Here is a 13,891-nt window from a genome sequence, read left to right as displayed (position 1 = left end):
TCGATGCCATCCCGCCAGGACGCCTTCATCGAACGAATTTTCCAGTCTCCCGGCTGTGAATTCAAGCCTGCCGCTTACTGGTTTTGGCATTCGATCCCCTCCCGGGATTTGACAGGCCGGCAACTTGAGGACTTCCGCGACAAGGGTTTTGGCAGGATCTATATTCAGGCCAGGCTGGCCATGCCGCTCGACGATTACCTGTCTGAAACGTTCGTCGCCGCTTACAAGGATGCAGTTGAAGCTGCCAAGACGCTCGGCCTGCGGGTCGGAATCTATGACGACTATAATTGGATCAGCGGACAGGCTGCTGGACGCACGGTTAGGGGTCGCGACGAACTTCGCGAGCGCCATCTGTTCTGGAGCGAAACCTCTGAACGAACGGGGCGCGTCAGCGGGATCGTCACGTCCTGGACATCGGGGATGGGAAAGGACATCCTCGATTGGCAGTATGACGAGGGATATCCTGCCTGGTGCGATTGGAAAGTCGAGGCGGCAGTCCTGCATCCGGCAGAAGACATTTCATCGCTAGACCGAATCCTGCCCTTCCCCGGCGCCGTCACGATTGCCGGCAGCAGCGACCAGCATTGCGAGTTTCGGCTCTCTGGCGACATTCCTGCCGGAATGAAGGCGACCGTTTTTCTGAGCGCGCGAAGCCGGACCTCCCGCATCATCAATTATCTGCTCCCGGAGGCGGCCCAGGCTTTTATCACGCAGGGGCTTGAGCCTTTGGTCTCGGTGCTCGGGGGATTGATACCGGATCCGATCGACCAGATTTTCTACGATCAGCCGGCACCCGGCTTTTATCATTGGGACCAAAAGACGGGAAATCTCGAGAACAGCTTGCCGTTTTCAGCTGGTCTCGCGAGGTCGATGGTCGCGCAAACGGGCCGGCCGCTCGAAACCACGCTCCTTTCCCTAGTCCGTGACATCGGTCCTTCGACAGCGGCAATCCGGGCGAACGCCTATGGCGCTCTCTCCCGGCAGATGAATGAAGCGTTCTTTGGCACGCTGCGGGCCTGGGCGGAGGACAAAGGGCTATCGTTGAGCGGCCATGAAATCCTGCCTCATGTCGGAAGCTTCAGCCTCAATGGCACCTTCAAGGGTATAGATCCGCGCATTGCGCCCGCTGTCGACTTTTTCGGGATCGATGCTTACCGCCATCTGACGGCAGCCGATGCCAACAACTTTATTGCCCAACTGTCCCCAAAACTTGCGGATTCGGTCGCGCGCGCCAATGGCCGGAGCCGCTGCATGCTCGAGACCTATGCGACCGCGGAACGGACGTTGGTGAGAGCCGCAGGACAATGGGAACTCACCCTCGAGACATTGAGGAACCATCTGATCAGGATGCATTTTCTCGGCATGCGGCAGTCCATCTGGCATGGGCTCTATCTGTCCGACGGCAATGCGGATCCGAGGCCCTTCGTCAATCCGCGCTTCGACTTTGCACCCGGGATCAACTTCGAACCCTGGTGGCCGTTCCACGATTTACTCGCCGAGGAGACCGCACGGTTATCGGCATTCCTGGAGCCTGCGCACCCCTTGACGCGTGTCGCCATCTTCTATCCCCTCCAGACGGCATGGGCAGAGGGCCCAACACACGCACACGCAGATCACACCGGAGCCTGGTGCAGCGCGCTCTTAGAAAAGCGTATCGATTTCCTATTCGTTTCCGAAGATGCTGTGGCCAATGCCGCGGTTAACGGGTCACTGATCGAAATCAGCGGCCAGACTTTCGATGCGGTGGTGCTGCCTGCCGTCACCGCTGTCAAAGACAGCAAGGCCATTCGCTCACTTGAGCGTTATAAAAAGGCCGGGGGCCAAGTCTGGTCATCGGGTTGCGGGCAGCAGTTTTTGACGATCGACGACGGAGCCCAGATTTCCGATCCTTCGACTGTCAAACTCGACGTGCCGCCGGCCGACGCTGATATCGCTCTCCTGCAATCTGGATTTGGACAACGTGGCCCCATCCTCCAGACCGGCGCTGAGGCCAAGTTTTGGCGGTGGCTGGGGGAGGATGCCTCCGGCTGGCGGCTCGCTCTCTTTAACGACAGTCGGGAACCTCTTACGGAAATTTTCGCGCTTTGCTCGGGCTTCGATGTCGAAATCTGGTCGTGCGCGACCGGTGCGGTCGAGCGGCATGGATCCTCATCGCAGGTTTCGGTAAGCCTCGAACCTTATGAATTGATTTGCCTGCGGCTCGCGCCCAGTTCGACAAAAAGCAGTGAGCTCGCGCTGACGTCAACCCTCGCCATCCCCACTCTCCCAGAAGACCACGAAATCGTTCTGGACGACGGCTGGACGCTTCGTTTCGAGGAAGAGCGTGAGGCCGTGGCCATTCGGGTCGACCGCGGCTGGGACGGCCAAGGATTCGAGGCCCGCTCCGGTACGGCAATCTATTCTCGGACGATCATCACGCAAAGGCCCGGCAGATGGTTGCTGGAACTACCGGCAGTACACACGGCCGCGAGCGTTACCGTGGACGCCCGCTCGTCGGGCAGGCGCGGCTGGGGCCCCTATCGCTTCAACCTTGGCAGGCTCGAGCCAGGGGCTCATGTCATCGAAGTCGCCGTCTCCTCCACGGCGGCAAACAAATATTATGCCGGCACCCCATTCAAGGGCGATGCCGATGATCCCGCAGGGCTTTCCAAGCCACCCATCCTCTTCTTCTTGGGACACTGAGACATGCCGCAGCATACAACCATTCCCCTTCAGCGCGCCTGGAATACATGGGCCGATCGGCCGGCCGAGATGGTGTTTCTTCCGCTGGGGGTTCGCCTGACACCCATTTTGTATTCGACCCGCACCCGAAAGACCTCAGCTATCGAACCGCGGCACGACAAGGTCCGTCTGGGCCGGCACGAGCTCGACGGTTCCGAGGTATCGCTGCAGACAGAGCACGCCGGCACCGCTCTTTCCCTTTTTTGGAAGAAGCCTGACCCCTTCGTCATTCACGGCGGTTGGAAAACGCTATCGACCGGAGAATGGGGTCTGCGTTTCTGGGTGACCCTGGCGATTTCCGCAGACGGCGCGGATGTCATTTACGACGAGGCTGCCGGTGCGACCCTCGTCAAGGTGGGGCAAAGGTTTGTTGCGATCGTCAGCAACGAAAAGCCCGTTCAAGTCACGGGGCACAACAGCATCGAAGATCTGCGCCGGGATTTTGAGGAGAACGGCTACTTTTACCTCGATAGCCGGAGCAGCGCATCCCCCGTCATCGGACTACGCTTCAATCTGGAAATGATGCGCGATGGCCGATACGCCGCCGCCGTGGCCGATCGCGCGGATCTGGCGATCGAAAAGGCACGGGCAGCCCTCAAAGAGGCTGACAGCCTTGAGCCGGACCAGACCAACGAATTGCTGGCAGCAGTTCGCGATATCGTTGGCTGGAACACCATCTGGGACGAGACCAACAACAGGCCTTACACGGCGGTCACCCGAATCTGGAATCTCGGAAAATTCGCCGTCTGGTACAACGACCAGACCTACGCCGCGCTGCTTTCGGGGCTGTTTGACATGGATGTCGCCCGCGAGAACCTAGCTGCGGCGTTTGCGGGATCAACGCCGCAAGGCAATGTCGCCTGCATCGTCACGTCAAACGATGCATGGGTCGACCGGACCCAACCGCCACTCGGATCATTCGTCGTCTGGAACCTTTACCAGCGAAGCGGCGAACGTTCGATTGTCGAAGCAAACTATGGCGTTCTTGTCCGCGCTCATCGATGGTGGTGGGCAAACCGCGATCCGGAGGGGCGCGGAATGGTTTCCTGCGGCACCTCGGATGTAGGAGAAGCCCTCTACAAGGGAACTTTCTTTGGCGCGCGCAATGAGACCGGCATGGATAATTCCGCAACGCATGACGAGGCGGTCTACGATCCGGCAACGCGGACGCTCTCAACCTTCGATCTTGGCCTGAACTGCGCCGTGGCGCTCGACGCTGAAATGCTTGCAAAATTGGCGACGGTTCTTGGCAAACGGCAGGACGCAGCTCAATTTGAAGCGATTGCAATGAAATTGCGCGAACGCATTCGCGAGGAACTCTGGGACGATCAAGGGAAAATTTTCGCCAACCGCCAGCGTTCCGGAGCTTTCGTAAAGTCCTTGTCGCCGACGAGCTTCTATCCTCTTTTGTGCGGTGCCGCGAGTGACGAGCAAGCGCGCTACTTGATCGGCCACCTGAAGGACGAGAGCCTATTTGCCGGCGAATTCGGCCTTCCGAATGCGACGAGAAACGATCCGGCTTTTGCCGAAAACGTCTATTGGCGCGGCCGGATCTGGCCAAACGTCAACTATCTCGTCTGGCTCGGCCTGAAGAGATACGACCTTGACGAAGAAGCACGCACCCTGATGGAGCAATCAAGGCGGCTCTTCCTCAAATCCTGGCGAGGATCGCGGATAGCGGCAGAAAACTACAATTCGCAAACGGGCGAAGCTATGGACCAGGGAGATACCGATCCCTTCTATATCTGGGCCGGTCTGTTGCCGCTCATGGCCATGGCCGACGTTCTCGATGTAGATCCATGGCGCGGTTGGACGATCAGCAATGAACAGCAGGATACAACGCTTGGGCCCGTGGTCTCTCCACACGGGCCGATCACCGTCGCCATATCGAATGGGCGGCTATCGCTCTCGATCAATGGCGAACCTTCGCTGGAGACTGAGCTCAAGCTTCGAATTTCCAGACTGTCGATCAGCGCCGGGTGCTTGCGTATGTCGATTGATTCCGTCGAGAGCGACGGCGAAATTTTCTTGCCATCGATAGCGGCGGGCGAAGCGATCGGCATCTATCTCGATGGCCTTGTGGCGACCTTCCGGGAACACAAAGGCGGTGTAGCAGTCGGCATACCTGCCTCCCCGGAACCGCGAATGCTTGAGATCTTCTTGAGGCGAGCTTAAAAAACGCCGGGATGAAGCCGGAAATAGAGCCAAACGGCGTGGGCAATCACATCAGCCGGAAACCTGTTGCGGCGCTAGACGGGATCTCATGCAAATCTGGAATCGAACCGGCGCCCTCTGATCGGGTCAAAGCTGAAAGACAAGATATCGGCGAGGAACGGCAAGTTCGCTTCCGGTCTATCGTCTTCCCTGCCGCAGCGGGCAGCTAAGACCGCACCCGCCGATATCCGCCAGACAGTAGCGCAAACAACAAACCTTGCGACGTTTGAATTGAAGGCCGCTCCCATCCTGCATGTTGCGAAGGGTACCACACAAGGGGTTCCTCTCGCCGTCGGGAAACGTAGCATCGGAAAACAGCGGCGCGCCTTCCTCGGCCAATGCCGGAGCGCTTTGACGGCCCGCTTCATCGATGATCCAATCGAGATAACCAGCCGCGTTTCCCCAAAGCAGCTTGGTGCTCAGATTTGCATGGTCGGAAATCGCACAGGTCAAGGGTTCTATGTGCTGCCGCAGGAGAGGCTTCATCGCCGTGTGGATATCGAATTCCCGCACCTCTCCGAGATTAGGCAGAAGAAACGAGACCGGCGTTGCCGTTTCCCGGTCGAGACATACCGAGACCTCGTCGAGCGAGACCGGTAGATAGCGTCGCAGCTCGAGCCATGCGAGCGCGGTGTTGATGGTCAAGATACTGAAGTAGTAAAGGGTCCAGAGGGATACGATGGCGCGCCGATCGGCCGGCAAAAACGCGGCCGCGTATCGATCGATGATGCTATTGAAGCAATCTGCGTCGCTAAGCGCGGAGCATGCGATGACATCGCAGCCTGCCGGTGCGTCCAGCAAAAATTTCCCGCGGTAGAAGCCATACTTCTCTCCGCCACGGCGAACCAATAGCGCTCCGAGATCGCGGTCGCCGTCCGCATCTTCTGGTGCGGACGGCATCGGTTGCTTTGGCAAGGTTTGGGTCGGAACCAATTGCTTGCTCACTATCTCACCAGGTATACTTCAGCGTTCCAACGACCTTGCGTCGATCGCCATAATATTCGGTCCCGTAGTAGCTGCTTGCGACATACTTGCGGTCGAAGAGATTGGTTGCGTTGACCGCAAGCTTGACATTCTTGGTCACGTTGTAGCTGACCGCCGCATCGAACACGGTATATCCTCCGACGGATACGGTGTTGGCATCGTCGCCATAGGTCTGCCCGATATAGCGCACCCCACCACCGAGGGTCAGATCGCCACGCTGCCCTTCCCCGGGGATCGTGTAGTCGAGCCACGCCGAAGCAAGATGTCTCGGGACGCGCTGCGGCCTGTTGCCGACATTTCCACCCGTTCCGTCTTCGCGGATCTCAGCGTCCCAATAGGAATAGGCCAGCGTCAGGTTGACACGATCGTTCAGTGCCGCCTTACCCTCCAGCTCGACACCGCGCACGCCGACTTTGCCGATCTGCTGCTGAATGTGTGGCGTCAGGTAGGTCGGCACATTTGTCTGCGTCAGATCGAACAAGGCCGCGGTAAACAGTCCATCGAAGTTGTCAGGCTGATATTTCAGGCCAACTTCATACTGCTCGCCCCTCTGGGGCTTCAGGGAGCCGCTCAATGCATAGCCATTGGCGCTCGGCGTCACGAGAGGCTGGAAGCTTTCCGAATAATTTACATAGGCGGCAAGATTGGAATTGATCTTATAGGTAAGTCCGGCGCGCTTGCTGAACGCGGATTCGGTATTGTCATCCCTGGTGCCCAGGTCGACATAATCGGCGGTCGTGTGGACGTGGTCCCAACGGCCGCCAAGCGTAGCGATCCAACGATCGTCGAAGGTCAACTGCTCCTGAGCATAGAGCCCGACGGCCTGCTGCTTGACGCGCCAGTTTACGTATGGGTCGAGATTGATGCAGGACAGGCCGCAGAAGACAGGGTCGTAGATGTCGATCGGACCGGCCGTGCCGTAAAGGATGTTTTCGCGGGTGTTGTCGTTGGCATAGTCGACGCCGACAAGCGTCTTGCTGTCAAAGGCTTTCCAGCCCGTATCGTATTGAAGCTGGTTGTCGATCACATAGCGGTTCGACATGCCATCCACCGAGAAGGCTTGGCGGTCGGCGGTCGGATCGAGCGAGGCGCCGTAGACCTCGGCATAATCCAGGCTGAGATGCGTATATCGAGCATTGGAGCGGAAGGTCAGGCCGTCATTGATTTCATGTTCGAACTGATAGCCGATATCGCTTTCACGGGTGTTGAAGCGATTGAAATCCGGTTCTCCCAGGAAGGTATTGATGTCCAGGTTGGCACCGATCGGAAAACCGCGCGCCCCCGTGCCATTCCGTTTGTAGTAGTCGGTAAGAATGGTGAGTGATGTTCCTTCGTCGGGCTTGATGGTCAGAGCCGGCGCGACATAGAGACGATCGTCGTTAGAATAGTCCCAGCCAAGGTCTCCGTCCTTGGCGAGCGCCGTCAGCCGATAGCTCCAGACGCCGTCGACATCGAGCGGCCCGCCGAAGTCGGCACCGACCTCCTTGGTCCCATCGCCAAAGGATGTGTAGACCTCGCCCTGCTTTTCCTCGGGCGGCCGCTTCGTGATCGCATTGATAAGACCCCCTGGAGCGTTAAGACCAAAAAGCGTCGACGTCGATCCCTTCAGTACTTCCACGCGCTGCAGGCCGTAGGGCTCAAGGCGACTTGCCGTATACCAAGCAGGAATGCGTGCCGCGAGCCCGTCCCGGTAGGTGCCTAGCGCCGTCTGGTCGAAACCGCGAATACGGAAATAATCATAACGGTCGTCATTGCCGAATTCGTCGGTGAAGACCCCCGCGGTGTAGGCCACGGCCTGCTGCAGATTGTCGACATGACGCTCTTCGAGTTCCTTTTCGGTCACGACCGAAACAGCTGCCGGAATATCGATGATTGGGGTGTCCGTCTTGGTACCGGTCATTGTCTCCTTGGCGACAATGGTGGCATCGGGACCGATTGCCCGGTCGGACTTGCCAACCACGACAATCTTCGGAAGCTCGGTCGCGGAATCCTGTGCCCAAGCCGTAGGCGCCAAAGGCAGGGAAACAGCCATCAAAGCACTGCTGGCTATCAGATGCCTCGTCGCACGATGCCGATCCGCGCAGTTTAAGGACGCGCGAAGTCCTGCCTGCCGGACGATCCCCATGCAAAGCCACTCCTGTCTATCATTTTCTGGTCACGCAGCGGAGCAGCGGTCCCCGGCGATCCGCCTGCGTCGCGGGCAAAATATAAACATAACCAAAAGAGTCAACTTAAAAAATCCAACGTCCCACACTCTGCCGAAAGAGCCGGCGCGACGGGCTTAAGCCGATGACTAATATGAATTTTCGAGCTCGCAATGTGTAGGGCGGCAAAGCCGTCGCTGACGGCCCTCTCGATTCCACCGAGACACAGATGGCGATCTGAGCGAGCACCTCAGAGGCAGAAAATAATACTTGATTACTTAAGTCATCTTTAGTACCGACAAGCACCTTACCGCGAGGGACGACACGTGGAAAATCGCATAGACACCGCTGGCGCAACTGCCTCGACCGAGGCGTTCGCGACGCATCACATTCGGCTTTCGATCGACGGAAACGACATCCTTAGCGATGTCAATCTTTCGTTTCCAAAAGGCGAGTTCGTCGCACTGGTTGGGCATAACGGTTCGGGAAAATCCAGCCTGCTGAAAATCCTGGGCCGGCAGATCCTGCCGACAGCGGGTTTGGCCTTCTATGCCGGTCAGGATATCCGCTCATTTGCGGAACGCGCCTTCGCGCGCTCGGTCGCCTATCTCCCGCAGGATGTGAATGCCAGCACCGACATGACGGTTCGGGAGCTGGTACGCTGCGGGCGCTATCCTTGGCATGGCCCCCTCGGGCGCTTTTCCAGGACAGATGGAGAAAAGGTGGAGCAAGCGCTTGCCTTGACGCATCTGGAACCTCTGGCCGGCCGCATCGTGGCGACGCTTTCCGGCGGCGAGCGGCAGCGCGCGTGGCTCGCCATGCTGGTCGCGCAGGATACCGAATGCCTGTTGCTGGATGAGCCGACCGCCGCTCTCGACATTGCGCATCAGATCGAGGTCCTGTCTCTGGTGCGCAGGCTCTCCCATGAAAAAGGCTTGAGCGTGGTCATCGTCCTTCACGACATCAACATGGCTGCGCGCTTCTGTGATCGCATCTGCGCGCTAAAAGGTGGTCGTGTCGTCGTCAGTGGAAGACCGGACGAGATTCTGATGCGTGAGCGTCTGCAGGAGATCTACGGCATCGACATGGATGTCATCGCCGCCCCGAAGACCGGCTTTCCGCTTGCCTATGCCTGCTAATCCGGTTTCTTTTTCCGCGCTATCACGCCGGGCCCTTTTGCGAACAATGGCTGCCGCGACGGTAGCGGCCAATGCCCCGGCTTTTGCGCAATCCGCACCTCGGATCGTCAGCCTCGACTATGGTCTTGCATCGACGCTTCTATCGCTTGGCATCGTCCCCTTGGCAGTGTCCGATCTGGCCGATTGGGATAAATGGGTGGTCGAGCCGGCAATGCCCCAATCCGTCGCCAACCTCGGCAGCTCGTGGGAGGTCAATTTCGAACTCCTTGTTGCCCTCAAGCCGGATATCATTCTGACCACACCCTATCTCGATGAGCTCCTACCGAAGCTAAAGCAGGTCTCGAAGGTCGTCCGTCTGGAGATTTATGCACCCGGTATCGGGCCGATATTGCCTGCGGCCATCGCGGCCACACGAAAACTCGCGGCGGCGGTCGACCGGGAGGTGGAGGCGGAAGGTTTTCTCCAACGCGCCGATGCTTTCTTCGCTGAATGCCGCGCTCGTCTTGCCGCAAAATCCCCTCCTGCCGTAGCGCTGGTTAATTTCATGGACGCGCGCCACGCCAGAATCTATGCGAGCCCGGGCCTCTATCATAACGTTCTGGAGCGCATCGGCGTACGAAACGCCTGGACCGAGGAATCGAACTACTGGGGTTTCCAGACGATCGCCATCGAGGACCTTTCCCGCATCGCCGATCCTGATGCACGTCTGGTCGCCTTCGAGCCGGTACCCGCGGACGTCCTGCCCAAAATTACGCAAAGCCCCCTGTGGCAAAGCCTCCCGTTCGCCAGGCCGGGACATCTTTCAATCCTTCCCCCTGCTTTGATGTTCGGCATGGTCAACGAAGCGGTGCGGTTCGGCCGCCTTTTGACCGACCTTTTGGATCCCAAGACATGAACAGGATTTTTGGAAGGTTCGCCCTCGGACCGGCAATCGTCGCGCTGGTGCTCTTCGGCGCCGGCAGCCTCCTGTCATGGTTGCTCATCGCCCACACGCTCGAGGCCAAAAGCCAGGCGGGCTATGACGTGCCGAGGATGGTTCTTTTCTATTCGACGCTCCCTCGCCTTGCGACGGCGCTCCTTGCAGGGGCGGCGCTTTCGCTGGCCGGTGCGCTCCTTCAGCAGGTTCTGCGCAATCCGCTTGCCGATCCGACGACGCTTGGGATTTCCGCTGGCGCCAATCTCGCATTGGTCGTCGCGACCCTGTTCTTCCCGGGCTTGCTGGGACTGGGCCGGGATCTGGTAGCGCTCGCGGGAAGCGCAGTCGTCGCCTGCCTTGTCATGGGCCTCGGGGCGCGGCGCGGCTTTTCGCCCTTTTCGCTAGTGTTGTCTGGCCTTGTCATCAGCCTGTGGTGCGGCGCCCTGTCGGCGATCCTTACTCTTCTGAACGAACGCTATCTCGTCAGCCTCTTCATCTGGGGCGCCGGATCGCTTGCGCAGCAGAGCTGGGTCATTCCGCTGTCGCTCCTCTGGAAGACGGCGGTCATTGCAATCATCTGCGCGCTCGTCATGCGTCCGCTCTCTCTTCTCGATCTCGGTGAAGGCACAGCATCGGCGCTCGGGGTCCGCCTTGTCCGGCTGCGCTTCATGGTCGTTGGTGGTGCGGTAGCGCTTGCTGCGCTTGTGACGAGCGCAGTCGGGGTCATCAGCTTCATCGGCCTGGTCGCGCCGACAATTGCTCGGCTTTCCGGGGCACGGCGACCGCAGCAATTGATGTTCTGGTCGCCGTTGATCGGCGCGGGACTGTTGCTGTTTGCTGACGCCGCCATTCAGCTGGTTGCTGGCCAACTGGGAGAATTCTTGCCCACGGGTGCGGTGACGGCGATCTTCGGCTCGCCCTTGCTTCTGCTGCTGCTTCCCAGGCTAAAAGTCCGACACCGGGTGTTGGAGTTGAAAGAGAGATCGCGCTCATGGGCGCCGGCCGGAATGAGCGTGCTTGCCGTCGCGCTCGTCGTCTTGCTGGTGGCGGTCGTCGTCGGTGTGTTCGTCGGACGCGGTATCGATGGAACCTGGAGCTTGCCTGACGCAGCGCTCTTCGACAAGATTGTTCCGATGCGGCTGCCCAAGGTTTTTGCCGCTTTGTCCTCGGGCGCAATGCTGGCCGTTGCAGGCGTCATACTGCAAAGGACCACCGGCAATGAAATGGCGAGCCCAGAACTACTGGGGATCAGCGCGGGTGCGACCTTTGGAGTAGCGGTCGCTGTCTTTGTCGTCGTTCCCGGGTTTACCGGGCAGGTAACGTTCGCCGCGATAGGCGCACTTCTTGTGCTCGCCTTGATTTTCCTCAGTTCCTTGCGCACGGGGTTGGCGCCAGAGCGTGTCTTGCTCGCCGGCATCTCGTTGAGCGCCATGGTCGATGCCATTGTCGGCGTCCTGAGTTCCACTGGCGATCCGCGCGCTGTCCTCCTGATGCGCTGGATGAGCGGTTCGACCTACAGTGTCGACGCCCGTTCCGCGGCAACCGTTACCGTTGCGGCCGTAATTTTAACCGCCGCTGCTTTCCTTGCCCGGCGCTCGCTGGACATCTTGCCGCTCGGTCCATCGCAGGCGGCAGCTGTCGGCATTCCGGTACGCAAGGCCCGTTTCGCGCTCTTCGGCCTTGCTGGCCTGATGAGCGCAGCGGCAACATTGAGCGTCGGCCCGCTGACATTCATCGGCCTGATGGGGCCTCATCTGGCAAGGGAAGCGGGGCTCGTCCGCGCGCTGCCGCAAATGGCGGGAGCAGCCGCCATCGGCGGGGCACTGATGGTCCTTGCAGACTTCATCGGCCGCACCATCGCGTGGCCATACCAGATACCCGCCGGCCTCGTCTCGGCCATCGTCGGCGCGCCTTTCCTGATGATGATGCTGCGACGAAAGGGCTGACCAACCAATCAACCGCCGGTCTTGAAGGGATCTTACCCTGCGGCCATTTCGAGTAGACCGCAAAAATTCCGCAATCACAGACGTCATATTCAGCTATAGGCAGCATAGGCCGCAATAATCGCCTCGACTTGTCCCAAATCCAGTGCTTGCGCCTGGGTTGTCGTGATAGCGTACAGTTGGGCGCTGGACAGCACAGAAATATCATAGGTTGACAGCCCCGGCAGGCCGTGGATGCCAATCGCTTCGATCTGGTCGGTCGAGAACGCCGCGATATCCTGCGACGACAGGGCGCCGATCTCTGTGGCGGTCAGAGCGGCGACCTGCGCGGTCGACAATGCACCGATCTGCGCCGACGACAGCGCCGTGACCTGACTGCTGGTCAGCGCCGCGATCGAGGCAGGCTGCATCGCGGCGATTTGCGCGGTGGAAAGTGCGGCCACAGCGACGGTGCTCAGAGCCGCAACCTGCTTCAGGCTCAAAGCGCCAATCTGCGCGGAACTCAAAACCTGGATGTGACCGGTCGTGAGCGCACCGATCTGGCTGGACGTCAACGCCGCGATCTGCATCGTCTTCAAAGCAGCGATTTTATCGGTGGAGAGCGATGCAACATCATCGGTGGAAAGCTTCGACAGGGCGAGCGCGCTGATGGCACCGATCTGGTCGGTCGAGAACGTCGCGATATCCTGCGACGACATGGCGCCGATCTCTGTGGCGGTCAGCGCGGCGACCTGCGCGGTCGACAATGCGCCGATCTGCGCCGACGACAATGCCGCGACCTGACCGCTGGTCAGCGCCGCGATCGAGGCAGACTTCATCGCGGCGATTTGTTCGGTCGAGAGTGCGGCCACGGCGACGGTGCTCAGAGCCGCAACCTGCTTCAGGCTCAAAGCGCCAATCTGTGCGGAACTCAAAACATGGATCTGACCAGTCGTGAGCGCACCGATCTGACTGGATGTCAGCGCCGCAATCTGCGCCGTCTTCAAAGCAGCGATTTTATCGGTGGAGAGCGATGCAACATCATCGGTGGAAAGCTTCGACAGGGCAAGCGCGCTGATCGCTTCGATCTGGTCGGTCGAGAACGCCGCGATATCCTGCGACGACATGGCGCCGATCTCTGTGGCGGTCAGCGCGGCGACCTGCGCGGTCGACAATGCGCCGATCTGCGCCGTCGATAGGGCCGCGACCTGACTGCTGGTCAGCGCCGCGATCGAGGCAGGCTTCATCGCGGCGATTTGTTCGGTCGAGAGTGCGGCCACAGCGACGGTGCTCAGAGCAGCAACCTGCTTCAGGCTCAAAGCGCCCATCTGCGCCGAACTCAAAACCTGGATCTGACCGGTCGTGAGCGCGCCGATCTGACTGGATGTCAGCGCCGCGATCTGCGCCGTCTTCAAGGCGGCGACCGTGGCAGTGGAGAGCAACGCAACATTGGCCGTGGAAAGCTTCGATAGAGCGAGCGCGCTGATGGCACCGATCTGGTCGGTCGAGAACGCCGCGATATCCTGCGACGACAGCGCACCAACCTCTGCGGCAGAGAGAGCGGCGATCTGCGTCGTCGTCAATGAACCGATCTGCGCCGTCGACAATGCCGCGATCTCACCGGTGGTCAGCCCCGCGATCGAGGAAGACTTCATCGCGGCGATTTGTTCGGTCAAGAGTGCGGCCACCGCGACGGTGCTTAGAGCCGCAACCTGCTTCAGGCTCAAAGCGCCAATCTGCGCGGAACTCAAAACCTGGATCTGACCGGTCGTGAGCGCGCCGATCTGACTGGATGTCAGCGCCGCGATCTGCGCCGTCTTCAAGGCGGCGACCGTGGCAGTGGAGAGCAAC

7 protein-coding genes and 1 pseudogene are annotated in these 13,891 nt (G+C 59.7%); 5 read left to right on the top strand and 3 right to left on the bottom strand.

The genetic code is table 11. The features are described 5' to 3' along the window. Nucleotides 1–3: 3 nt before the first annotated feature. Together FHT86_RS15470 and FHT86_RS15465 are read left to right on the top strand one after the other, a co-directional pair. Nucleotides 4–2,682 (top strand): carbohydrate-binding protein, encoded by a 2,679-nt coding sequence (locus FHT86_RS15470; RefSeq protein WP_133707671.1) that lies wholly within the window; start codon nucleotides 4–6, stop codon nucleotides 2,680–2,682. Between the two features lie 3 nt (nucleotides 2,683–2,685). Continuing rightward, nucleotides 2,686–4,896, top strand: a complete 2,211-nt coding sequence (locus tag FHT86_RS15465) for an MGH1-like glycoside hydrolase domain-containing protein (protein WP_133707670.1) — start codon at nucleotides 2,686–2,688, stop codon at nucleotides 4,894–4,896. A 177-nt stretch (nucleotides 4,897–5,073) separates the two neighbouring features. Here FHT86_RS15465 and fhuF read toward each other — a convergent pair whose 3' ends face one another. Both fhuF and FHT86_RS15455 read right to left on the bottom strand, forming a co-directional pair. Next, the gene (gene fhuF, locus FHT86_RS15460; RefSeq protein WP_210297691.1) at nucleotides 5,074–5,835 is read right to left on the bottom strand and encodes a siderophore-iron reductase FhuF; all 762 of its coding nucleotides are present in this window, start codon (nucleotides 5,833–5,835) and stop codon (nucleotides 5,074–5,076) included. A gap of 49 nt (nucleotides 5,836–5,884) precedes the next feature. Beyond that, nucleotides 5,885–7,951: a TonB-dependent siderophore receptor gene (locus tag FHT86_RS15455; protein WP_246779523.1), complete on the bottom strand. Its 2,067-nt coding sequence runs from the start codon at nucleotides 7,949–7,951 to the stop codon at nucleotides 5,885–5,887. A gap of 450 nt (nucleotides 7,952–8,401) precedes the next feature. Between FHT86_RS15455 and FHT86_RS15450 the strand changes: the two genes are divergently transcribed. Genes FHT86_RS15450 through fhuB form a run of 3 tightly spaced genes read left to right on the top strand, consistent with a single transcriptional unit; the run spans nucleotide 8,402 to nucleotide 12,064 of the window. After that, complete coding sequence (locus FHT86_RS15450; protein WP_133707888.1) at nucleotides 8,402–9,202, top strand: ATP-binding cassette domain-containing protein; 801 nt, start codon at nucleotides 8,402–8,404, stop codon at nucleotides 9,200–9,202. A 46-nt stretch (nucleotides 9,203–9,248) separates the two neighbouring features. Next, complete coding sequence (locus tag FHT86_RS15445; protein ID WP_246779522.1) at nucleotides 9,249–10,097, top strand: iron-siderophore ABC transporter substrate-binding protein; 849 nt, start codon at nucleotides 9,249–9,251, stop codon at nucleotides 10,095–10,097. Next, complete coding sequence (gene fhuB / locus FHT86_RS15440) at nucleotides 10,094–12,064, top strand: Fe(3+)-hydroxamate ABC transporter permease FhuB (protein WP_133707667.1); 1,971 nt, start codon at nucleotides 10,094–10,096, stop codon at nucleotides 12,062–12,064. Before FHT86_RS15445 ends, fhuB begins: the two co-directional genes overlap by 4 nt. A gap of 89 nt (nucleotides 12,065–12,153) precedes the next feature. On the opposite strand, the pseudogene FHT86_RS15435 reads toward fhuB, so the two are convergent. Continuing rightward, nucleotides 12,154–13,891, bottom strand: a pseudogene (locus FHT86_RS15435) (hypothetical protein); the annotation flags it as partial.

The organism is Rhizobium sp. BK313 (genome assembly GCF_014193655.1).
Lineage (GTDB): Bacteria > Pseudomonadota > Alphaproteobacteria > Rhizobiales > Rhizobiaceae > Rhizobium.
Note: the sequence above shows the minus strand (reverse complement) of the source record. Positions and strands in the feature narration are given on the sequence as shown.